Genomic DNA, 22,907 nt, shown 5'->3' on the forward strand with positions numbered 1-22,907 from the left:
TTGGGATGCTTCACTTCCCAAATTTTCCGCTTGAGTACCTTATGTGCAACTGTGTAAACTCAAAATTTCACTATAAATCGAGCGTGCAAGGCCACCCTTTTTCCCTCCTCAGAGCCTTGATTTAATCTGTACCTTTACGAACAGTATTTTAAAAAAGGATACAGCATCAATAAAACCTTAGATTATATTCTTATACTCAGAACTTATACAATTTATTTAATTATGACTAAAAAAACGAAATGCACCCCTGAATTAATTGAACGAATGAAAGAAAATGTTAAGTTAGGTTTCACCTACTCAGCTCTGGCTTTATCTCTTGGAATATCAGAAGATACCCTGTACTCATGGATAAGGAAAGGCAGGGATGAACAGCAACAGCCTTATGTAAGCTTTTACGCGGCACTCAAGGAAGCTGAAGCCGACCTTCTTGCAGAGTGCTTGCAACAGCTCAAACTCTCTATGAAAATGGGTAATGTAGAGTCAGCTAAATTCATGCTTGAGAGACGCTTTAATAATATGGGATATGGGAAGCAGTCACAGGTAGATGTAAAGTCCCAAAACCTGAATATGAACTCTACAGTACCCATGACACACGAACAAACAGAGGCAATGCGAGCCGACATATTAAGCAAGCTCACCCCGACGGATAGGATATTCTAAATCTTATCCACCAGCATAATAAAATCTCTTCATTCCCTCCCTTTTCTCCGGGCTGGAAATCCACCAGCTCAACTTTTATAGATTATTAGTGTACATGTGAGTACATAAAAACGCCACCGTTTGACCTTTTACTCTCAAGACCTAACTATCCGGAAAGGCTCAATGTTACACAACGGCAGGAAAGATTAAAAAAAAGTACATGCAACAGGCACGACAGCCACAAACATTATTTCTCTGTGGTAATAACAGTTTGAGAAAGAGAGGAAAGCCGGAACAAAAAACGGAAGGTTTAAAGAGCTTGTTCCCCTCCTCCATTTCATTAAAGGAGTAGGAAAAATGAATAAAGTTCAGAAAGCCATCTCAATTTTTCTTGTTGTTTTTACTGTAGTCTTTGTTGCTGGATGTTCTGGTCAATCATCCCCCCAAGAAAAGACGGCAGACAGCGCAGAGAACACAGGAGAACAAGCAGGGGAACAGCCTGACCAGTCTAAGGAGTGGATGGAGACCACAAGCGCAGACGCTTTAAATGTATCAACCTCAGCAAATGAGCTTGCATCCGTTCTGAGCAATTCCGGAGATCCAACCCAAATCAAAGCTCTGACGCAGTACATTGAGACGGAAGCGGACACTTCCAGCTACGACAGCGCGCAATATTATTATGATGATGATCTTGAGCCAGCCGTACAGAAATACGCGGATATGATGGGCTCTTATGGAGCTTTTGCAAAGCGGGTAGACATGTCTCTTGATCATATTAACGCCGGGGACACAGCATCAGCAGAAGTCACAATAGAAGACGCGGCAGAGTCTCTAACGAGAGGAAACACGTATTACGAAGAATACAAAACGATGACAGAAGACTTTAAGAAAAGCCACCCTGAGACAGCCTAACAACTGTCTAAACTTTCCTATTTTTTGTTTGTAAATTTTGGTGGGAACTCACGCACTAAATATTTTCAGTTAGACCGGATTGGGTTTTCGTTATTAAACATAATAAAAGTATACACGATGTCCGGTATATAATATATAAAGCTTTGCCCCCATCCCAAAGTATATATACATTGAATTACATATATATAATAAAATAGGTATCGTAGTTTTTTCGAAAATTGCGGCATCTATGTATCAAGAAGAATGTCTCATTTTATACACGGATACTTTTTTAGACTTATTAAAAATTGACTTATATTTTTGTTTGAATTGTAATAGTATCAGTAGTCAATACTATGAGCATATATCAGTATTGTTGAACGGAGGAACGTTAAGAAAGATAAAGCTTAAACGAACGGTATACGTCAAAACATAAGTAACTTGGAAGTTATGTTTTCGAAGTTACTTAATGTCTTGTAGAATGAAAAAGGTATGTTTGTCGTTAATTCCAATTTGATTATATGAAATTATGTTAAACAATTATAGCTAACTATAACACTTATATTATTAATATTTAATTATAATTTAAATATATTGCGGAATAAACGTCAGATGCTCCTTTGTGATTGAATGAATAGATAACTATGATCCGCAGTGATCAAAGGAGACAAATAGATGAAATCATTGACAAAAAATAATGTTGTGGTATTTCTTATGATATTCCTCATTGATATAATTATTAATTTGAATCAATGTTTTATTTTTTATATAAATAGTATTACAATAAATATGTAAGTTACCTAATTGTTATAGCTCATTCAAGAATTACATTGAATATTAATTTTCTTGAATGATTCTATTTTTTCGAGTAATTTTTATAATTCATTCATTTTCAACGATTTTTAACATTTGTATTAAATAAATCCCGGATATATCCCATCATATCCCGGAACTCAGAGCAACTATTGAAGGACTGCAATTACTTCTCTCTGAAAAAGATCAGCGTATAGAAGACCTGAGAAGGGACAAAGAAACCCTTTCTATTTTTGCTCATTACTTCAAGAGCCTTGAATACAGGCGATTAGAGGAGAGTTCTGAAGCTGTTGTGCCGGATGTCAAGGAGCCTGTTAAGAGTTCAGCTAGGACAGCCAGGACAGCCAGGACAGCTCCAGCAGGAACGGAGATAATTAAGAAGATCTGCAAGAATTGCGGAGAAGAATTTGATACCCATAACCTCAAAAAAGAAACACGCCCCGATAAGTGCAGATCTGATTATTCACGAAAAAGAACAATAAATTAGAATTAATTTATTTTATGTTTAGTCAATATTCCCATAATAAAATCAAGTGCTTCATTTAAACTGAACATATCATTATCTGATATAAGTGATTCAGGAATCATAGCGCACTCGTCTTTATCAACATAGTCCGTTTTATTCAAATACCCCTCAGAATTACACACCGTCCAATTATTAACTCCGTGTGAATTATATTTTACGACACTGAGTAATCCTTGGTCAGTTTCAAAATCCATTCGCACTACATTATTCAAAAGTTCTTTTAAAATTTCTGTTTCATTTTGCATATACTTGTCTCCTTACTGTCGCCTGAGACTCCCGATATTTAAAAACCATCGTGGAAGTTTTGGTAAATAACAAACAAAGGTGAAAACCATGGTTCCAATACCAAAAAATCGACTCAAGCTCATATTTATATTAGGAACAATACTTTTAATATTTGTTATAATTATTAGAGTCCCAATAACACTTTTGACTTTAAATAATGGGAACTCAACCGAAGTAGCCGTGAATATTGCTGACACTGTTTCTCTTATAATAGCAATGGCGTCTTTCACCGTCTCTCTTATTGCAATGGTGCTGACATATAATTCCCTAGAAATTACACAAAATACACTAGAACGAACTGAAAAAGAACAACAAATAAGAGACATAGAACAGCGTCTCGAACTTTTCTATAACCCAATGTCCTCCTACTTTAAAATTTCAGTCGGTCGCGAAACGAAAAGAGGTATGAATGAAGACGACAGGCGAGAGCGTGTCCGAGCCTATCAACACAGATTCAAAGCAAATGACGAAACAAGAAAGCAATTTGAAGAATGGTATAGGCATATAACTGGAAGAGCAACGACTGGGAAAGCAGGCGTTCAACAGAAGCTAATTGAATACATAGAGGAAGATATCAAAAAGCATAACAACCGAATTCAAGACCTTAATAAACAAATTCAAGAACTCTCATGAATGACAACATAACTGAAATGCCAGTAGCAAAAGCCCAGGTAGAAGTTATGGTAATTTAGGGAAATATGAGGCTTTATAAAAAAAAGATTGAATTTATATACTCCCGTTGCTTTTTCTAAACTGTTGTTATAGAGAGTCCTGAATGTCTCATTGTATAGGATGTCGAATAAACACGAACGATATCAAAAGACATCAAAAAAGAGACCGAAAGAAGCACATGGAGACGTTATAAGCAGAAAGCTAGAGACGCATGTAAGCTTCGAAGTAAAAAAAGCCTTAAAACTTCGGAGTGTGAAATTACGAAAGTAGAATTTGAACCGAAAGAGCTGATAGAGTTCTTGAAGGAGCTAGTAGAACTCTTTACGGTTATAATCATTCTCGTAAGAATGATAATGTGATTACAAAAAGGGCTCTCCTGACAACACATTTTATAACCGTCTCAGATACAAAAAAAGCTTAAATTTTCGCATCGAAAAGCAATAGGAAGCGTTAAAGTGTCATGTTTTTGTTACAAAAAACCAACCCATCCAGTTGGGAAAATGGTAGATGGTAAGCTGGTAATAACACAACCAGAAGAACTCGAATACCGTTGTACAGCTTTTAACTTAGAATACTATCCAGAAGAACAAGAGAAAATAGAACTATGTAAGAGCAACGATTTCGAAAAATGCAAACGCTATATAAAACGACAATCGGGGAAAGCTATAAAAGAAAAATGACAACATTATTATATTAAAAATAATAAACTTTCTTCGTTCAAAATCCAAAAGTAAAAGATATACATAAAAATTTTGTTTAAATTTTTTCTAATATCCAAACTCCTTTTTGAGTAAGCATTATTTCTTTTTCACCCCAATGCGATATTTCACACTTCACTAGCCCCTTCTTGCTTAAACTCGATATTACACCTGATATTTGATTTTTTTTGGTCATTTTGCAGTTCTTAGTAACATTGGACATCATTACTCTTTGATCGTAGAATAAAGGCTCAAGTTCTCTGAAAACACGTAATATATCAATTCTTTTATAATATTTGCCAAAAATTGAAACCATTGGTTTGCATATTCCATAAATTAAAACGTCCTCTTCTAAGTCCGTAATTCCGTCTAAGGTTGTCATACTCCACCAGCAACACTAACTGTACAACTTTAAAGTTGTAAATCAATATATATACTCATCTATTTCGTGAGGTAACTAATAACATATATTTATCGCTTGCCAGCTATCTTTATTCACATCATATTATATTTAGTAATATAAGCAATTTTGAAAATAATACCAAGTAAATCTTATTTCACAGAAGTTTCCTTACCCTGCCTCAACAGATGTTTTATTAGCCAGTTTCCTATGTACACACTATATGATTTTTATAGAGATGTCCACGTTATGCTTTTGTGAGCTCAATTATTCCATAGTATACAGGAATGTATAATATCCCTTCGATTTGGCCAAACGGTAGAGCAAAATCACTCAAAAAATACACATAGGACGAATAGAAAACAGATAGCTGGAGACACGATTTAACCGTATTTGTTTTCGTTCTGACTTACTAAAAAGCTTACAAGAAGTGAGCTAAAAATCAGCCTTTTATTCAGGACAGACTGAAGAACGAAATGACAGACAATTAATATTAATGTCCTGTCTAAAAATCGAATCCTTCCTTATCCGGTTAAGTCAATTATCCAAAAGTACAAGATTTCTGTCCTATTCGGGAAAATCACAATCGGGAATTATCCAAAATCAAATTACTTTGTAACTTTGGAACTTTCAAAAGAGTTGATCATGCAGAGAGGACGGGGGAAATCTCCAATCAAAACAGTACACAGTTTTTAAGACAGTTCACTCTATTTTCTGAAGCTATAGATAGATAGATAGATAGATAGATTTTGATAGATATGTCATATATACATATGGTATATTTGCAATTATATACCGTCTTTAGACCTTTTTTGGAAGGAAATATACTTGTCATTTTTAAGGCGATTAGAGGCTCATGTCCTAGAGCCTGAGTAATTAGTCCTGTCCTCAAGATATTCAATCAAATCTGATGGGTTTGCAACGCCCTGCGGGCTATAACGCACAGCCTGTAGGGAGGGGAAGTTCTTACAGGCCTTCATGCAGGAAGCAACTGCGTACCAGGACGACAATAAAGACAAAAAACAGCAGTACCGATAAGAGAAAAGCAGAGCGGGAACAGCTTTTTTTGCTTTTTTGGACTCTTTAAGCTTAGATAGCAATGGGGAAATCTTAAAAACGCTATCAGGCAATTTTTAGAAAGGTTAGAAAATAAAAGCTCAAAAGATATGTATCAGGTTAAATGAAACGCTTTTTAGGTTCTGTTAAGGAAAAGAAGAATTCTAAACCCTGCGATTAAATAGAATACATTGTGTATGACGAAAGGGAGAATAATAAGGAGACTGTTAACTGTTTTTACTCCTGCCAAGCTAAAAAGCACAGCAGGAGCAGTTTTTTAACGCTGGTTGCTTTTTTATTCTGTTATCAAAACAGAAGTGCAATGATAAGTAAATAGTTTACTAAGTAATTCAACTTCCATCTATTTAAATTGAATTATTCATAAGGTCACGGCATGTATATTATGAGAATTCTATTTTTTAATGTCCAACTGTCTAAAAGGATGTAAAACAAAATTTACATTTTGTTAGAAATACATAACATTGCTATACACGCGCAGAGTATTAAATTCTTCCAAAAGAGCGTATACTTTTTATGCCCTGAACATTTAATTAGTTTGATGACTGAAGACAGAACTCCAGTAATGAAAAAATGTTTACACTGTGGTTACTCTTGGCCGCAGAGGTTCGCAAACAGAACGCCGAAGACTTGCCCGAACTGCCATAATTACAACTATGACCAGCCCCGGAAGAAAGCACCACATATAAGACCAAACAGAAGAATTAAAAGAAGTCAAGAAGTAACGATTATTACTAAAAGTAATATTTTATAACGAAGACATAACTGAGAGTAACAAAAGAAAAAGAAAAGAAAACAAAGGCAGAAGACAGTTTTATAGTTTGGCGACCCTAAAACTGCTTCCTGCTGACTGACTCAATAGTAAGAGTAAGTTAAAAACCATCTCACAATGAAATATTTATTACTCTATTCTATATAGTCTTTTCGCTGTTGGTGGAGAGCCTTCTGTCTTTGTTTTCGGGAAAAAAAGATAAGAATGAAGAGATTAAGTGAAAGAAAACCAACACAGAAACCTATAGAAGGCTGTCCCCGGAAGAGTCAGGACAGGAGAACGGTTTCAGCTTGGGAAATATACGAGATGTTCCAACAGGGACACATAGAGGTATATAAAACTACAAGGGCAGGCGCGACCACTTCCTTAAATGCAGAGTCAGGAAACAGGAAAGAACGGTTTACTTGTATAGTACCTACTAACAAAATTGCAGATGAGACGATTGTAAGGGACTCTATAAACTTCTGTGAGAAGCCGGGACTCGATGTTATACACGTAAAATCTAACATGAACTGTATTAAGAATCAGGAACTATGCGAGGAATACCCCGACCTTAAGGAACTTCAATACCTGCCACTTGCTGACAAGTGCGAGGACTGCGAACATTACGACACCTGCCCGATTACAGCCCCACTAAGAAGACCTAACGCGGACGGTTTTGTATTGACTTATGCGAAGGTCGCCGCCTTACAGCTTGCAGTTATGTTCAGGGAAGGGACAACGGCAGAGAAGATATTAAACAGTATCGCGGGAAGCCGGAATATTATTCTCGATGAAGTCCACGAACTCCAATACGGAAGACAACAGGAATACATAGTCTATGATAGTAAAAACGGATACAGGACAGACTTTAATAAATATAGCTCTGCCTGTCAGGACTTCGAATATATCAAGAACGTTATAGAGCAAATGAAAGCAATAGCAGAGGACGACACTTTTAAGATAAAAGTTCATGAAGTCCTCGGAGGCGCGGAGAGTCCGAAATACTGGAATCACCGCCTTAGCCTTGATTATCAGAATCCAGCTTTCACAGGACAGGAGAGAGACGCAAGAGGAAAGGAAACAGCAGGCTTTATTAAAGAACTGATCGAGCTTACGAAGCACAGAGAGGACTATAATCTAAGTATGGAGGAAGTTAAAGCCCTTCTCCAATTTAACGCAATCGGGAAAAGCTTTAAGCTGTCTATCAATGCTATCAAAGATAGAGGGATTATTCAGATAAAAGTATCCGCTCTCGATTTCTTGTATGCGGACACTATAAGAAAATTTACTATGAGCATGCAGGGAGAAGGCAGGCGAATAATATTAACTACTGCCACTTTTTGCAGTAAGGACTATTCAGACTTTTTTAGGGGGAAGGTTTCACCCCTTAAAACAACATTCGGGCAACATGGCGACCCCACAAACAACAACGAGAAAATGTTAATTCTTGCAGATAACAAGAAATACAACGCCATAGGCGACAGGTCACGCTATAAGATGCGCCCGGAGATTATCAGCCGATGTATTGATATTCTGGAATCCTACGAGGAAGAGGAAGTACTTATAATTGCACTTAGCAAGGAGGAAGCCCGGAGTATAGAGAGGGGACTTAAGCAGGCAGGAAGACCCCACCCTGTAATTTATTATAAAGGCTCGGAAACTATCGGCGTTACCTCGGAAGCCCGAATAATGATTGCTATAGGAATAGCAAACAAACCCTTAAACGCCTTCGACTCAATCACCGAAACAGTAGAAGAGTCTAAAAAACTTTTATACGAGTCGGTACACTGCGACACATGGCAGGCTTGGAGCAGAGTGAAAGACCCAAACGGAAAGAACCCCTCTGTAGTATTCGCCCTTGGATGCTGTATAGACGATGTAAGAGCCTGTGTTAAGTGGGGATTTAACAGGCAGATAACCGGGATAGAGGAACACCGGAACGGATGCAGGAACAAATTAACCATAGAATATGAAGGTTCAGGAATTACTCAACCAAAAATAATTCACTGCAAAAACTTTGAAGAGATGCTTACACATGCTGGAAATCATAGACAACTGTCTAAAAAAGTCTTTCTAAATTCAAAGAACCGTCTATGTAATATTATAGACGGTTTTTCCGATTTTGAGAGCAAAGTTTACACAGTTAACGAGGAATTCCTTAAATTAATCATTAACAGGGAAGATCTTTATAAACTTTATAACCCTGTAACAACTCGATATTTTGATGTAAAAAAGAGCATTTCCAGCAAAGACATTAAAGACCACCTTTCCGGGAAAATGACTATAGGAGGCTACCAGATCGACAACAAGACCAATCTTGTAAAATGGTTATGTTTCGATGTGGATGCACACCCTAAGCCGGAAGCAACAAAGGAAGAGATAAAAGCCTGTATAGAGGAAGCAGAGAAGCAGAAAGGACAGCTTGAGGAATTCCTGAATAAGTTGAACATTCCTTTTGTTCTGGAACTTTCAGGAAGGGAACACTCTTACCACTTCTGGATATTCCTTAAGCCGGTTGATGCGTCTGCCGCTTATGCTTTTGGCAGGGACATTATAAGGGAATTGGGATATAAACCGAACACAGATATAGAGGTATTCCCGAAGCAGGAGCACATAAACCCGGACGAGTTCGGGAACTTTGTTAAGCTTCCCCTCGGAATCAAAAGCGGGCAGAAATCAAAGATAATGCAGGAAGGAAAGTTTCTTCGGAAGATTTCAAACCTTGAGATAAAATTCATTGATATTTCAGGTTACAAGGCTTATGTAGACGAAGCAAAGAAAGCCCGGAAGAAAGCCGCCAGAACCACAGAGAATCCCTCAGTAAGCACCGTAAGCATAGGAGAGTACAAGGTTAAGCCCTGCGTTTTAACAGCTTCTAAGATGCTGTTACACGGTAAGGGAGATGCAGGAAACTTCACCCGCTTATTCATAGCAAGGGAGCTAATAAGCGCAGGGATGCAACCCGGAGATATCTGCAAGTTCTTTGAAACTCAGCCGGACTATAACAAAGAAAAAACCCTGTACCACATCGGGCAGATAATGAAAAAGGATTATCCCCCTATACCCTGCCACACTGTTTATGAGAAGGTTAACAACTTTATAGGCTGTGAGGACTGCCCGAACTTCTGGAAGTGTGGAGTTTATTGACTCCCTCTTCCCGGCACTTATCCGACACTTTCCAGTCCTTACCCTGTAGGTTGTGCGTTGGAGTGACCGCAGGGAACGGGTGTCTGACCATACAGATTGATACTTAACTATCAATAGTCTCGGTTGTTAAAAATTAGTTTTTCACCTCCAAATTCTAATCATATATCAAAAAATGCAAAGTTACATAAATATTTAGTAACCTTTTGTTTGATATTATAGAGGTGGAAGAATGAAGCTTTTAGGTAAGTCCAAAGTTATGAAACATAGGGTTAAACCAGAGATTACATATCCTTTAGTAAGGCTCCCACAATCTGAAATAAACCTTGCCGGAGAAACAGCTTATGTTTTCAAAACGGAATTAAACGGTAAGTCTGTTTATGTGATTTCTTTGGATGAAGAGCTGAACTGTGAACTTAAAGTTACACAATCAGAAGTGAAATCTGACCTTGAAGCAAGAATAGAAGCTTTAGAAAAGGAGGTCTATAAAACCTCTAAATCAGAAAACAAGGAAGAAACAGAAAGTGGGCCCGCTGAGATTCGAACTCAGGATCCCCGCCGTGTAAAGGCGATGTCATGACCGACTAGACCACGAGCCCAGTTTGCTGTTAACTACATTTTTAAGATAATTACTTACAAGCAGTTGCTTGAAATGCAAATCCAACATGTCACTAGTTATATATATGTCTTTTGTTCGGAGAAGACTTTAAAATATTATGAACAATGAGAAAATCCACATATACCCTGATTTTCACTATTAATTGAATAAAAGGCTGGGGAAAGCTGAGACAGAGATATGCATTTAAGCGGGTTTTTTGAGAATGTGGAAAGTCCTGCGTTTGTAGAAGTGAGGATGAAACCTGAATATTTTTTGAGCACTTTAGCGACAGAATTCGTATAAGCAAAATATATTATACAAGATTAGCACGTTTTGTTATGTGGTGAGCCTCTCTTTTGTACATACCCATTATAGAAGGTCTATTTATAAGGTTTAATTAGTTTAATATTTAAACTACTTTTCGTGGGTTCAGACGAGAAGATTGAGAACTTCGTTTGCGGTTTTCTACGATTCAGGGTGCAGAACGGGTGAATTCAGAGCGTGTAAGGTCAAGCATGTCAAGTGCCGTGTTTCGACATATAACATGAAACCAGTATACTGGACAAATGGTTATACAAGCTACAGTTTAGAAATGAAACAAACTGTATACTGAGCAAAAAAGTTACTAGACCACGCAATAGAATTCTCAGATAATAAATTTGAGAAGGATTACATGACCTGACAAGGGAGGGATATTGCGACTGGTGTGATACAGCCCGAACAGCCTCTGCTTTCTCAGCAGAAAGTTGTTACATCATCGGTTTGAAAACCGAATTTTTGTCGTTTAAAACCAATGGATATATAAAGGATTAAACTCGTTTTCGGCACACGGTAAGCATTATATATAAGGAAAATTATTTACCTTTTGCAGCCGCCTGAAGATAATCCCAACCCCCAACACCCCAATTCATACTTCCCCAATTAAGAACAAGCTTTTTTTATAGGCGGCTGTTCCTCAACTTCATCACTTGACGTTTTCTCTTATATCGAGTTCAGGGACAAAATCAACTGGTGTTCTGATTGAATAATAAATATCTCTCCTCCAGAGCTGGTTTTCCTTACTTCGTTGTTGATTTTCATCGAAAAAAGAAAGAGATAAAGCATGGATAGTATTTTCGAACCGAAAATCATTTCCAAGAAATCTTGTTGAGATGTGGGACAAAGAAGTCCTTGATGCTCTCAAGAAATCTGGAGATTAAGTCCCGGAAGGATTCACCTTTTTTGCGCCAGCCCTTTTTGTTTTCATCCCTGAGAAGGCGTAGTAAAAATATATAAAAGTAGAGAAAAATGATCATTTGTTGGAGTTTCCTGCCCAAGTTACAAACCTCAGGCGGAGAGGTCTGTCCACACAATTAAGTGAGCAGAAAAACATAACAGTTATTACTTAAATTTTTGTACGCCGTTTAAATGTTAGAGAAATGGGCAGTTCAAAATAGAATCAATTATTAAGGCGATTTAAGCCCCTCTTCTATCCTGTCTCACCCCACACTTTCCACATTGAAGAATTCCGTTATTACTTCTTATGGATACCCGGCTCAGAAGAATACTGATATTTTCAAACTTGATTTAGGAGTAGTAAAGTGCAAGGATAAAAAATCAAAGTTGCAGAGGCGTTTCCTGCTGCAAGCAACCAGGTATTCGCGCCAGCATTGAGAGACAGAGATGTTTGAAACCGGAATTAGGTTATCGATGTGCACATGCCATTTGAGCGCGTTGGTAAAGCGGGCCTTTTTTGGAAAGGCAGGTATGGGCAAGACTGTGTTACTGACCGAAATAATTCATAACATGGTCAAGCAGCATCACGAAGTATCACGGAGTATCACAGAGTATCACAGAGTATCACAGAGTATCACAGAGTAAGTATTTTACGCTTCAATGGAGTTTAGGTTCTACAATGCGCTGCCTTTCATTTACAGCTAATTAGCTTCCCTGTTGAAGATTCAGGGATAAGTTTGCATATTATATCATATAGTCCAATAAGGTCACCTGAATGGAGATACAATTCTTCGTCGTTTACCAGGGTCAGGCGAAGTTCATCCCGTTCTTCGTCCTGGTAGATTCCTTTGCCGATATCAAGCATCCGAATTGCGGTAAGTGGAATTTCAAATAAAATTATATTAAAAGCTTTATTCCATCCGAAGATTCTGCGGTTGGTTACATAAGTAAAACAGTATTTCCAGATAGGATGAGATTGCTGGAAGTAAGAGCCATAGAATTGGAACTCGATATCTTCATTTTCCTGGAGGAGAGGCCCGGTTTTCCGGTGTTCGAGCTGCCAGGCTCTGGTATTTTTGTCAAGTTCTTCAAAAAGCCCGTATTCAAGCATGGTCTCAATGGATGCAATCGCAGCTCCAAGTTTTACTCCAATGAGAGGAATTCCTGCAACTGAAATTATAACATCTGCATTAATAAGCACTCCCTTTGTAACCAATCGGTTGAGCAGTTCTCCAAGACTATCTTTTTCGCGTTCAGGTTTCATCCTCAATATTCCCCTTGAGATCAACAAAACTGAAAGGTGCCCATGGCCCTGTAAATCTTACTGCAAATCCTTCTCTTCTGTTTATTTTCTCAAGGCTTTGCCCAAGTCTTTCGATGTTGTCGTGGATAACAAGGCAGGAAAATGCAACCATAAGTTTTTTGCCCGTGTATTTCTCAGGTATATAGGGAATTTTCTCCTCAATTTTCAATTGTGTTACATTTTCTCTTATTAATTTCCCAAATTCTTCTCCCAGACTTACCAGATGATCATTTACTGCCTGTTTCAAGCTGAGCTCGAATTTTTTTTTGAAAATGTAAGCTTTTCCCTTTGACATGCCTTCTATTTTATTGTTTATCTCTTCAAGTTCGGGAATTGCCTCTATTACCTGTTTTTCCAGAATTTTCGAATCGTAAAAAATCTGTACAGAATATTCTGCAGAGTTTTTTAACCTGTCAAGTTCTCTTTTATAGGAGCCATAATCCTTTTGAAGCCAGTTTCTTATGGCTTCGTCATCCCCTCTGGCGAGGCATCCGAAAGAAAACGGCAATACGGTGTTAAAGTACTCAGTTGCTTTATCAATTACGTAGTTATGGTTCAGAATCCACTGATGAGCCTGTTCTTCATTCTGTGCAGGCTCGGGTTCAGGTTTAGAAGCATGTACGACAGCTGCAATATCCTGGAAAACAATAGTGTATACAGGCCTATCGCCAATGCCAATGTCTCCCAGGTTTATTTCTTCTTCAGTGTTAGCTATCAAGTAAAGATATCTCCCCTGGTCGGTTTCGGTCATGCTCCTCTACCTCTTTAGCCCATCTTACAGGATTTATTAATTTATCTACTACATCATCTACGACCTCATCCAGTCCACACCGTACGGATTCAACGGTATCTTCGAGATTATTGTCAGCCTTTATGATTTCAAGTGCTTCGTTCAAATCTGCAAGTGCTTCTCCAAGTCTCTCGATCTCTTCATCACTGAGACTATCTTTTTCGATCCTCAGGAGAGCCTGCTTTTCAAGTAACTCGGTTATTATTTCAACAAGAGCTACAACAAGACCCAGTACGCCTTTTTTCAGATTTTTTTCATCAATCTTAAGCGGCATGGAATTTCCTCTCCTTTCATCGATCTTAATCGATTTTTTCTCTTCGTTTTATTTTCAGCTGCAGTACACCGTTGCTAAAACTTTTCTCTTTAATCGCTTCTGCTTCCGAAGGTAAAGTTATGATTTTCCTGTACATCCCTGCAGAAATATTCAGTTTGCTGCCTTCAAGTTCTATCTGGATATCTTCCTCATTGGCGTCCGGAATCTCAGCAATTACAAAAATATGGTCCTCTTCTCCGAAAACATCAAAAACAGGTTCAATTCTGGTAGATTCGATTTTTACTTCTTCGATTCTCTTTTTATGGACCATCCCTGTCGAAGTTTTCGCAGGCTTTGTGTTAAGTGGCCTTATAGAGAATCCATAGTTTACAACAGGCTTTTTATCGCTCCAGCCGGTCTCAAGCCTGTGTTTTATTTCCGAATCAGTTTCGGCAATTCTTTGTCTAAACTCAGGAGAAGTTTTTTCAAGAGTTTTTACTATTTTTCCGAAGCCTGGAATAAGGGAACCTACAAGATCTCCCACAAAACTTTCTTCACGATATTCGGATTCCCTTTTTTCTCCAAGACCTTTCTCAAGTTCCTTTATTCTTTTTTCCATGGCTTTCATTTTGGATTCTAATTCTTCTCTGGACTCTAACTTCTCTTTTTCTTCTTGAGATTCACCTTCATATTTTCTTTCTGCCGTATCCTTTTCCATTTTAGCCCCTTTAATCCAATTTTGCATTTTAAACCCGATAATGTAAACCTTTAAACCTTATATGCAGGTTCAATGCTCTAAATCAGGCACTATCGCCTTGATATCGAGCCATGATAAGTAAATGCAATGCACTGATAACTTAATCCGATGACATTCATCTGGGAGGTTTTATTTCGACTTCAGAGAGTCTTTTATTCTTAAACGGGCTTTCCCATCCGCATATCGGGCATCCCTCTTCTATCAAAAGCTTTTCTTCTCGTCGGTTTCCGCATTCAGGGCAGTTTGCATACGTTTCAAAACTTTTCTCCCAGACCGGAGCATTGAGATTGGTTCCTGAAGGGAATTCAAGCCCGTACTTTGCCGCAGTTTCAAAGGATGCAATAGTAGCTGTGATTTTAACTCCAAGGAGCTCCGTACCTCCGACAGATACAGAGATATCGGCATTAAGTACAAGCCCTTTATCGAGAATTCTATCTATTACGTCAACAAGTCCCCCCGACTCCTTGACAACCGAACCACTCATTATTTCACCTTTTTATCAGTTCCAATCCGAATTTTTAGAGGTTCTTTTTAAGCGGACTTTCCCATCCGCAGATTGGGCATCCCTGTGCCAGCAGTATTTTTTCTTCTCGTCGATTTCCGCATTCCGGGCAGTTTATATGTGTTTCAAAACTTTTCTCCCAGGCCGGAGCATTGAGATTGGTTCCTGAAGGGAATTCAAGCCCGTACTTTGCCGCAGTTTCAAAGGATGCAATAGTAGCTGTGATTTTAACTCCAAGGAGCTCCGTACCTCCGACAGATACAGAGATATCGGCATTAAGTACAAGCCCTTTATCGAGAATTCTATCTATTACGTCAACAAGCCCCCCCGACTCCTTGACAACCGAACCATTCATTATTTCACCGTTTATTCACCTGTTTATTTATCTGTTTATTTATCTGTTTATTAATTCATTTTTAGCTCCTGTAGAACTTCCAGATCCAGATATATGAAACCGGAATTAATGATGTACCGGCATTATTCTCAGTTATTTTTAGAATATATTTACTGTGGGCTGCAAGTGGTTCCCTGGGGATCCTTGAAGGATGTAATAGATTTTTATGTATTTAGCCCTCCTCAGCCTCTGACTTCCTGGATACACGTTTTCCGGGCTTTTCTGCTTTTCTTTCAGAATCATTAACCCTGACATTGTAAGAATATTCGATTTTAGAGCCAACCGGTCCCTTGCAGATATTTCTTCCTGATTTCTCGGATATTTTTTTTGTTTCCATCTCTTCAAGCAATCTGAAGAAGTCCATCATCTTCCAGCAGGATTCTCTGGATTCCGAGTTCCGATCTTTTGTATGTCTTTTCTTCTCAGGCAAGGATGTCGCTTCTGACACTGAGGTTCATCTCCTCAAAACGCTCTGCAAATTTCAGTTGCTCCATGAGCCTGGACTTTGTTTCTTCAAATTCTTCCCTGGGAACCTCACCAAACTCATATAACATTTGATTTTCCTTTATCTCGTTTTTGACTTTTTCAGGGTTGTACAGTTCTTTATACGCAAGGTTTTTTATGATTTCTAGCGTGTAAATTAAATCAAGTCCGGGAATTGAGATTCCCAGCGCCCGGAGAATAAGATCGTCAAGGAGGAACATTACCTGAAGCCTCCCCTCTGTTTGGATAATATATGTATATCTACGAAATTGTAAGGTGACCAGGGTCCACTATACTGGATCTTAAATGAATCATACTTGGTTTCTAGCCTTTCAATTTCATCTGAAAAAGCCTCTATCTTATCTTTTTCCACAAGAAATGAAGTGTTCATTATAAGGCGCTTGCTGAAAAGGCTCATGTCTTTGGAATCAAAAGCTATCTGCTTAAGATCTGTTAAAAACTCGGATTTGCACTGTTCTGCTTTTTGCAAGTCCCCATCAAAATCTTGTGGCAAAATCACCTTTACTCCGAGTTCGACCCTGTTATCCACGATTTTTATGGATTTTCTCATAGCCTTGTAACCGGACCTCATAGAGATGTCTACCAGTTTTTTGTTTTTGAAGATCATGCCATATGCCACAGGGATGACACTGTGCCTTTTCATTACCTCATTAACCACGTAAGTATGAGTCTTTACTTCCTCCTCATTTTCAAGCTCGTACTTTTTAAAAGGCACATCACTTACAACAGGAGAGAATTCCTTATATTTGATAGTGTATACCTCTTTTCCCTGAAAGCCTATGTTTCCGAAACTATCCTGTTCCTCCTGGGCCTTAATTATGCAGTAGACATATTTCCCGTTTCCATTGTCTTTGTTCACCCTGTATCCCCCTAGAGGTGGTCAGAAACTCATTTAAAGTCACTAAAAGTCACTAAAAGTCATTAAAAGTCATTAAAATTAATCTGCTATCAGGTGTTCCTCAAGGATGTTACGGACACTTTTCCATTTTCTGCAGTTTTGACGTTTTTTCTTATCTTAATTAACTTATTAGCTTGAATTAATTAGCTTGAAATTAATTAGCTTGAAATTAATCAGCTTGAAATTAATCAGCTTGAAATTAATCAGCTTGAAATTAATCAGCTTGATAATTTAATGACGTTTCAGCACGCTTCGGTTTGTTTCATCTTTCAGTTTGTTAAGAGAAGTGATGCCATAGGCTCCGGGATTTAGCAGGACAGTGAACTCTCTATGGACAATGTAAAATATTTCTATCCCGCACACAGGTTTACATGCGATAAAGGCAAGCACAAAGATGCCAGCATATTCTTTAATAAGCCGTTATATCATGGAATAGTTCATATTGAAGCCTTAAAAGCTGCTTGCAGGTGGAATTGTCATTTTTTGAATTTAAGAAGCCAGTCTTTACCGATACATCCCTGGCTTCCGCATACTTAATTGATATAACAATCATCCAGTATGACCATGTCTCCTCTATGCCGCAGTCCCACCCTTCTGTACTCCAAAATATTCAGATTTGTATCGAGTTTCATTTCGTAGAGTCCCAGTATGTCCTGTGTATCAGGGACTGCCCTCCTCTCCAGAACTTCTAACTGGACAGTCCAGTTTTCCCCCTCCCTGGATATACCCACTACTCCCTGCCCTTTCTTTTTAAGAAGATACTCTATCTGACGAAGTGCTTTGTCCCCTACTTCTTTTACTGTATTCTTTTCTTCCTCCATATTACCCCTTCCAAGTAAGCACAAATTCTTAGCTAGTAATCCCCAAAAATATATCAAATTCTAATTAATTAGAATTTGATTTTTATGTTAGCTCTGAAATTACATCCTTAACAGATTTCTCTTTTTAGACAATTCTCTTTGGAACTTGTATTTACCTCAATCATATCGAGGACGAAAAAATAGTCAGATTTGCTTCTTATGTATTAACCTGTGGTGGCTCTGCTTCCAACGCAGCTACGGCTCTTTCAATCCTTGTGATCTCTTCAGCATAGTGCAGGAATGTATCCACAGATGCTATAACGATCCTGGCTTCTATTGTTAAGATTTCGATTCCGACAAGTGAAACCCTGGCCCATAAATCTATAACTACGCCTTTGTCAAGTATTCGGTCCAGCACATCTGCCAGACTGGAACCATCAGGACTTTTATTTACCATACTTTATCCCCCGAATATTATAATTTATTTTTAATTTTTAATTTAAGTTATACACATAGCGCTTTAAAATTTGGAACTTTTTGCTCTGAAAATGAATTCAGTACCAAAAGATAGTCCCAAAAACGAACTCCCATTTTCATTATCTTTTAGGGGCGCAGAAGTTGAAGTAGATTAGGATATTCATCTTTTTGTTAGAAAATATGTTTTAAAATACGATACTCTAATTATATTATATAATAAAATAAATTGGAATTATTCAGCTTACCCAAAATCGGCCGATTGATTTAATGTAGTGAACTACTCCTCCCTTTCGCTTACGCTCCGAGGAAGGAGTTCTCTCGCCTTATCGAGATAGAACCAAAATAATATAAAATCGGTTTCAAAAACATAAATTTTTTATCAGTTTTTCTGGATTCTTTCCGGTAAGTATTCTGCATATTCGAAATCCATTTATTGGTATCGATTTTAAGTTTTCATCTATTTAAGATATTGATTTATGCAAAAATGGAAATATAGTTAATTTGCATATTAGTTTTGGATAAATATATAAATTCGTTAATTATATTTCTCTCAAAAAAACTAATATGGGGTATAGTATGGAGTATAATATGGGTATAATATGGGGTATTATATGGGTATAACAAAAAATATCAGTATTGGCTACTTCGAGCTGTAAGCAGAATATAACGCGGAATAATAGAGTCCATTTTTTTATGAACTTAAGAAATATACCTGTTTTTTCAAACTCGATCAATTGACATTCTCAAATGTCTCGAAATAGTTGAATATCAGTATAAAGTCGTTAAGGCAACGATTTAGCCAGATTATGAGGGGGAATATATTAGTTGCATTCAAGACAGGAGCCACTTGCTGGATACTCAAATTCCGAAATCCAAAAAGAATCAGACATCGAAAATATGGTCAAAAAACACCTCGACATGATAGTACTTTCTATTATCAGAACGCAGCCGATGTGCGGTCAGGACATTGTAAAAGAGGTCTTCAGGCAATATCAGGTATTTATTAACCAGAGTTCCGTGTATAAAGTTCTGTATTCTCTTAAAGAAAGAAATATCCTGGAAGCAAGCACTATCAAAGGTGACATGAGATCAAAGGTGTATATTCCAACAGAGCAGGGAAGCGAGATGATTAACTCAATGCTGGATGAGTTTGTTTCCTCAATAGAACACCTGCTTATGGGCCTGAAAGAAGAAACAAGTAATGAGAGAAAGCAATAATGCAGATACTTTGTAAATTAAGTTATAATTTGTTTTTATGATGTGAGACCATGCGAAAACTTGTATACATCAGGATTGTCCATACAGCTGCAGATATGGGTTCTTTGAGCGAAAGTCTCCAGGAAGAAATAATATCCAGGATCGGAATAGATAAGTGGAAAGAGACTCAGAGCATGATCCGGGAGTTCTGGGATAAGCTTGAAAAGGAGCTCCTGGAGCTTAAACTTGACCTTGAACATACGAAAATCTATCAGGATGGGCTTCCGTGCGGGGGAGAAATGGGGATGAAAATCGTGCATACAACCGCAGAACTCGGAAGCCAGAACTACAGGCTTATAGAAAAACTTGTGGAAAATAAAGCAGAGATCGTCGCTACTGAAAAGCCGGAACTCTTAATTGAGGAGCGAAATCTGCTGATGAATGTCTATAATAGTCCGACTCTGGAAGAAAAGGTAAAGGCAAAACAAAGGTATGAAGTAAGAGCTAAAACCCTGTTGCAGGAAAGAGACGAATACGTAGCTTCCAGGATCAACAACACCTTAAAGGATGGAGAAAACGGAGTCCTGTTTATAGGGGCCGAACATAATGTAATTCCCGGTTTGGCAAAGGATATAGAAGTTATTGATCTGGTAAAAAAGAATGAATCCAGACCATATGCATGATCGATAGGCATTCCAGTTTCATATATTTACTATTTGTGCTCTTTTGAAGCGTTTAGGGTAAATTACTACCCATTTTTCGTATCAGGAACTAAAAAGCCAGTTGAATTTATATATTTAAGCTTGTTCCTGCTTCTGAAGGCAATCTTAACAATTCTCCTATTTTGTTTTGATTGCTTAACTCTTCGATTGCGATTTAGTGCCTATCCGAAAAGTCAGTAATGCATGCTGGAAAGCCATAATAGGTCTATGATATCAGAGTACCAGTTGCGGTTTTGCATATTACCTAATGTAAAAGTTACAGCAGGTAACCACTTTTCGGATAGGCTCTTAATAGCCTCTACTTCTTTAAGCAGGAGTTCTTAAAAAGAGCTGGGCGCACAAGTAGATCAAAGCTTCTTATCCTTACAATTCAGCAATGTATTCCTCCATTACTCGCCTGCTATACTCAAGCTTATTCTATTATGGTCTTACATCAATAAGTTCGGCAGTGTGCCAATTTTTCTGTAAAATTATAAATTTTAAAAAGTTACCGAATCGAAAATTCGATATTATTAGACCAATTCCATATACTAGGTACAAAAACTTGACTCAGAATTTACAGCAAATTCGAGACACTGCCATAAGTTCTCAGCGATAGAGTTATGGTCCTTATAGTCCTCGCTTATTTGACCGATAGCTCATAGTTCATCCTGTCTTTCTCACATAGTTCATCCGTCTTTCTTCTGGGTATTTGTGGTTTCAACCATATTTCCCACTATAGCAGCTATAATGATATCTATATTTCAAATATATTCACGGACAAGTTCCATTTCTTAAAAACCTTATTCGAAGAAGGTTTTAAGAAAAAGTAATTCATTATTATAATAGTTATTATAAGTATTATCAGGTGGGGTATCATGGCTACTAATGCCAATAATTTTCTGAGTTTTCGATATATATTTGTTGAAGAGTGCATAGCTGTGATCGTTCTTTAGGGTTAGAAAGACGTTTTTAGAAAAGGGGGAGTAGGATGAATGCTCAGAGCCAGGTGGAAAATAAGCCTCGCAGAAAGAAAGGTAAAACCAGGAAAACTGCAGGACAGACCAGGGATACCATAATATTTAACGAGAAGAGTTTGGAGGCGGTACTATGAGAGGCATTGCGAAACTTCCAGAAGGTCGTGTAAGGGGTATCTCACAGAGTCCAGGAGGTCGCTCAAAGGGTCTCGAAGATATTGGAGAAGCTATCGAGAAGGCTATAGAAAGCCTTGAAAACAATCTACAGGGAGCCGCAGGTAATCTCTCAGGGGCGGCTAATAACATTGTAGGTAGTCTCGCAGGAGGGAGCATCGTCAAGGTACTTACAGATCAGCTCACCAAAACTGCAGGAAACCTTACAGATCAGCTCACCAAAACCCTTATAGAGCAGCTCACAAAAAATGTAAAAGGCCTGACAGATCAGCTCACCAAACCCATTATAGATAAGCTTACCAATACTGTAAGAGGCCTTATAGATCAGCTCACTAAGACCCTTACAGATCAACTCACCAGTGCTGCAGGAGGCCTGACAGATCAGCTCACCAATACTGCAAGAGACCTGACAGATCAGCTCACCAGGACCCTGACAGATCAGCTCACTAACACTGCAAGAGACCTTATAGGTCAACTCACCAAGGCCCTTATAGATCAGCTCACCAAAACTGTAAGTCACCAGGACTCTTCTGTAAGTCACCAAGATCTAATATCATGAGCTCACCAAAACTTTAAGAGGCCTTATAGATTTGGCTAACCAAGCTGCAAGAGACCTTATAGATGATCTCATCGATATACTCCATAAGGTCACCAAGGGGTCTAGAAACATTGAAAAAGTTGTTGAGAAGATTGTACGCGGTCTCGTAAGCAACCTGGAGGAAACTGTAGATGTCTCACTTGAGGGGCTGCTGGAGCCTGCACAGGGACTGGTTTCCAATAAGGGAGCTGAGGCTGAAACTTAAGGAAGAAGGCGAGGTGTAGGAACAGCCCAAGCAGTGAAATTGAGAAGGATCAGTAATAAGAGTAGTAATAAGAGTAGTAATAAGACTCGCGTTAATTTGCCTGTAAGGGTCTAACACTTGGGAGAGATCAGAACCGAACTTTAATTTGGGTCTCTTTTGGGGAGACTTAATTTTTTATCATATCAGTAGCGTTGACACTGCAAACTGATTTTTGGGAATAAGGCTGCCTATCCTCAACTTGCAGCTGATAAAGCCGAGTATCTGGAAAATCAAAAAGATTTGAAAAAATATCAGATCTATGAATAATAATTTGCTTCCATACAGTCTCGCCTCTTTGCATGAGCAGGTTTTCTTATCAAAAACTTCATTATGGAAAGGTTTTAAGAAGAATTAATATATTATTATAATATTGCGATTATTAAGTAATATAAATGGGGTATCACGGCTAACAATGCCGATAGTTCGAGATTTTTCATCGGGTCATGTTTATTGAAAGAGTGATGTTTATTGAAAGAGTGTATAGTTTTGATTATTCTTCAGGATTAAACAGAATCTTTAGAAGGGGGATACCACAAGAACTGAAAGCCAAGGGGAAAGTGGGCTTCGCAGAGTGAAAGGTAAGACCAGAAATACTGCACATAAACTCAAGATACTGTAAAGGCAAAAAA

The 22,907-nt window shown here is 38.1% G+C and carries 22 protein-coding genes, 1 tRNA gene and 2 pseudogenes; 10 read left to right on the top strand and 15 right to left on the bottom strand.

Going from position 1 to position 22,907, the window contains the following annotated elements:
* Nucleotides 1-222: 222 nt before the first annotated feature.
* Together FXV91_RS04440 and FXV91_RS04445 are read left to right on the top strand one after the other, a co-directional pair.
* Nucleotides 223-660 carry a transposase gene (locus tag FXV91_RS04440; RefSeq protein ID WP_229388802.1) on the top strand — a complete coding sequence of 146 codons (438 nt, stop codon included), beginning with the start codon at nucleotides 223-225 and terminating at the stop codon, nucleotides 658-660.
* A 336-nt stretch (nucleotides 661-996) separates the two neighbouring features.
* Nucleotides 997-1,551 carry a hypothetical protein gene (locus FXV91_RS04445; protein WP_229388804.1) on the top strand — a complete coding sequence of 185 codons (555 nt, stop codon included), beginning with the start codon at nucleotides 997-999 and terminating at the stop codon, nucleotides 1,549-1,551.
* 1,281 nt (nucleotides 1,552-2,832) lie between these two features.
* On the opposite strand, the gene FXV91_RS04450 is transcribed toward FXV91_RS04445, so the two are convergent.
* Nucleotides 2,833-3,114, bottom strand: a complete 282-nt coding sequence (locus tag FXV91_RS04450) for a hypothetical protein (protein ID WP_229388806.1) — start codon at nucleotides 3,112-3,114, stop codon at nucleotides 2,833-2,835.
* Nucleotides 3,115-3,202: 88 nt separating this feature from the next.
* Here FXV91_RS04450 and FXV91_RS04455 point away from each other — a divergent pair, with 88 nt between their 5' ends.
* Both FXV91_RS04455 and FXV91_RS04460 read left to right on the top strand, forming a co-directional pair.
* Nucleotides 3,203-3,787: a hypothetical protein gene (locus tag FXV91_RS04455; protein ID WP_229388808.1), complete on the top strand. Its 585-nt coding sequence runs from the start codon at nucleotides 3,203-3,205 to the stop codon at nucleotides 3,785-3,787.
* Nucleotides 3,788-4,326: 539 nt separating this feature from the next.
* The gene (locus FXV91_RS04460; protein WP_229388810.1) at nucleotides 4,327-4,506 is read left to right on the top strand and encodes a hypothetical protein; all 180 of its coding nucleotides are present in this window, start codon (nucleotides 4,327-4,329) and stop codon (nucleotides 4,504-4,506) included.
* A 76-nt stretch (nucleotides 4,507-4,582) separates the two neighbouring features.
* On the opposite strand, the gene FXV91_RS04465 is transcribed toward FXV91_RS04460, so the two are convergent.
* Nucleotides 4,583-4,906 carry a hypothetical protein gene (locus tag FXV91_RS04465; RefSeq protein WP_229388812.1) on the bottom strand — a complete coding sequence of 108 codons (324 nt, stop codon included), beginning with the start codon at nucleotides 4,904-4,906 and terminating at the stop codon, nucleotides 4,583-4,585.
* Nucleotides 4,907-6,974: 2,068 nt separating this feature from the next.
* Here FXV91_RS04465 and FXV91_RS04470 point away from each other — a divergent pair.
* A complete protein-coding gene (locus FXV91_RS04470) occupies nucleotides 6,975-9,899 on the top strand; it encodes a hypothetical protein (protein ID WP_229388814.1) in 2,925 nt (974 codons plus the stop codon).
* Between the two features lie 522 nt (nucleotides 9,900-10,421).
* On the opposite strand, the gene FXV91_RS04475 is transcribed toward FXV91_RS04470, so the two are convergent.
* The 13 genes and pseudogenes from FXV91_RS04475 to gvpA form a co-directional block, all read right to left on the bottom strand.
* Nucleotides 10,422-10,495 (bottom strand) — tRNA-Val (locus tag FXV91_RS04475).
* A gap of 1,905 nt (nucleotides 10,496-12,400) precedes the next feature.
* Nucleotides 12,401-12,973: a gas vesicle protein gene (locus FXV91_RS04480; RefSeq protein ID WP_229388816.1), complete on the bottom strand. Its 573-nt coding sequence runs from the start codon at nucleotides 12,971-12,973 to the stop codon at nucleotides 12,401-12,403.
* On the bottom strand, nucleotides 12,963-13,763 hold the full coding sequence (locus FXV91_RS04485) for a GvpL/GvpF family gas vesicle protein (RefSeq protein WP_229388818.1): 801 nt from the start codon (nucleotides 13,761-13,763) through the stop codon (nucleotides 12,963-12,965). Before FXV91_RS04485 ends, FXV91_RS04480 begins: the two co-directional genes overlap by 11 nt.
* Complete coding sequence (gvpK, locus tag FXV91_RS04490) at nucleotides 13,720-14,076, bottom strand: gas vesicle protein GvpK (RefSeq protein WP_229388820.1); 357 nt, start codon at nucleotides 14,074-14,076, stop codon at nucleotides 13,720-13,722. The genes FXV91_RS04485 and gvpK overlap by 44 nt, the downstream gene beginning before the upstream one ends.
* Before the next feature lie 25 nt (nucleotides 14,077-14,101).
* The gene (locus FXV91_RS04495) at nucleotides 14,102-14,773 is read right to left on the bottom strand and encodes a hypothetical protein (RefSeq protein ID WP_229388822.1); all 672 of its coding nucleotides are present in this window, start codon (nucleotides 14,771-14,773) and stop codon (nucleotides 14,102-14,104) included.
* Between the two features lie 352 nt (nucleotides 14,774-15,125).
* A pseudogene (locus tag FXV91_RS20155) lies at nucleotides 15,126-15,296 on the bottom strand (gas vesicle protein); the annotation flags it as partial.
* Nucleotides 15,297-15,498: 202 nt separating this feature from the next.
* A pseudogene (locus FXV91_RS20160) lies at nucleotides 15,499-15,669 on the bottom strand (gas vesicle protein); the annotation flags it as partial.
* 211 nt (nucleotides 15,670-15,880) lie between these two features.
* Nucleotides 15,881-16,156: a hypothetical protein gene (locus tag FXV91_RS04510; RefSeq protein WP_229388828.1), complete on the bottom strand. Its 276-nt coding sequence runs from the start codon at nucleotides 16,154-16,156 to the stop codon at nucleotides 15,881-15,883.
* The gene (locus tag FXV91_RS04515; RefSeq protein WP_229388830.1) at nucleotides 16,131-16,412 is read right to left on the bottom strand and encodes a hypothetical protein; all 282 of its coding nucleotides are present in this window, start codon (nucleotides 16,410-16,412) and stop codon (nucleotides 16,131-16,133) included. Before FXV91_RS04515 ends, FXV91_RS04510 begins: the two co-directional genes overlap by 26 nt.
* On the bottom strand, nucleotides 16,412-17,071 hold the full coding sequence (locus FXV91_RS04520) for a GvpL/GvpF family gas vesicle protein (RefSeq protein ID WP_229388832.1): 660 nt from the start codon (nucleotides 17,069-17,071) through the stop codon (nucleotides 16,412-16,414). Before FXV91_RS04520 ends, FXV91_RS04515 begins: the two co-directional genes overlap by 1 nt.
* Before the next feature lie 270 nt (nucleotides 17,072-17,341).
* Nucleotides 17,342-17,500 carry a hypothetical protein gene (locus FXV91_RS04525; protein WP_229388834.1) on the bottom strand — a complete coding sequence of 53 codons (159 nt, stop codon included), beginning with the start codon at nucleotides 17,498-17,500 and terminating at the stop codon, nucleotides 17,342-17,344.
* 143 nt (nucleotides 17,501-17,643) lie between these two features.
* Nucleotides 17,644-17,931 (bottom strand): gas vesicle protein GvpO, encoded by a 288-nt coding sequence (gvpO, locus tag FXV91_RS04530; RefSeq protein WP_229388836.1) that lies wholly within the window; start codon nucleotides 17,929-17,931, stop codon nucleotides 17,644-17,646.
* Nucleotides 17,932-18,127: 196 nt separating this feature from the next.
* Nucleotides 18,128-18,367 (bottom strand): gas vesicle structural protein GvpA, encoded by a 240-nt coding sequence (gvpA, locus tag FXV91_RS04535; protein WP_229388838.1) that lies wholly within the window; start codon nucleotides 18,365-18,367, stop codon nucleotides 18,128-18,130.
* Between the two features lie 845 nt (nucleotides 18,368-19,212).
* On the opposite strand from gvpA, the gene FXV91_RS04540 reads away from it, so the two are divergent.
* The 5 genes from FXV91_RS04540 to FXV91_RS04555 all read left to right on the top strand — a co-directional run bounded on the left by FXV91_RS04540 (nucleotide 19,213) and on the right by FXV91_RS04555 (nucleotide 22,239).
* On the top strand, nucleotides 19,213-19,605 hold the full coding sequence (locus tag FXV91_RS04540) for a PadR family transcriptional regulator (RefSeq protein WP_229388840.1): 393 nt from the start codon (nucleotides 19,213-19,215) through the stop codon (nucleotides 19,603-19,605).
* Nucleotides 19,606-19,655: 50 nt separating this feature from the next.
* Nucleotides 19,656-20,267 (top strand): hypothetical protein, encoded by a 612-nt coding sequence (locus FXV91_RS04545; protein WP_229388842.1) that lies wholly within the window; start codon nucleotides 19,656-19,658, stop codon nucleotides 20,265-20,267.
* Nucleotides 20,268-21,276: 1,009 nt separating this feature from the next.
* Nucleotides 21,277-21,399 (top strand): hypothetical protein, encoded by a 123-nt coding sequence (locus FXV91_RS19650; protein WP_255679920.1) that lies wholly within the window; start codon nucleotides 21,277-21,279, stop codon nucleotides 21,397-21,399.
* Nucleotides 21,396-21,995, top strand: a complete 600-nt coding sequence (locus FXV91_RS04550; protein ID WP_229388844.1) for a hypothetical protein — start codon at nucleotides 21,396-21,398, stop codon at nucleotides 21,993-21,995. The genes FXV91_RS19650 and FXV91_RS04550 overlap by 4 nt, the downstream gene beginning before the upstream one ends.
* Before the next feature lie 31 nt (nucleotides 21,996-22,026).
* On the top strand, nucleotides 22,027-22,239 hold the full coding sequence (locus tag FXV91_RS04555; protein WP_229388846.1) for a hypothetical protein: 213 nt from the start codon (nucleotides 22,027-22,029) through the stop codon (nucleotides 22,237-22,239).
* Nucleotides 22,240-22,907: the final 668 nt, after the last annotated feature.

The organism is Methanosarcina sp. DH2 (assembly GCF_020804225.1).
In the GTDB taxonomy this organism is placed as follows: Archaea; Halobacteriota; Methanosarcinia; order Methanosarcinales; family Methanosarcinaceae; genus Methanosarcina.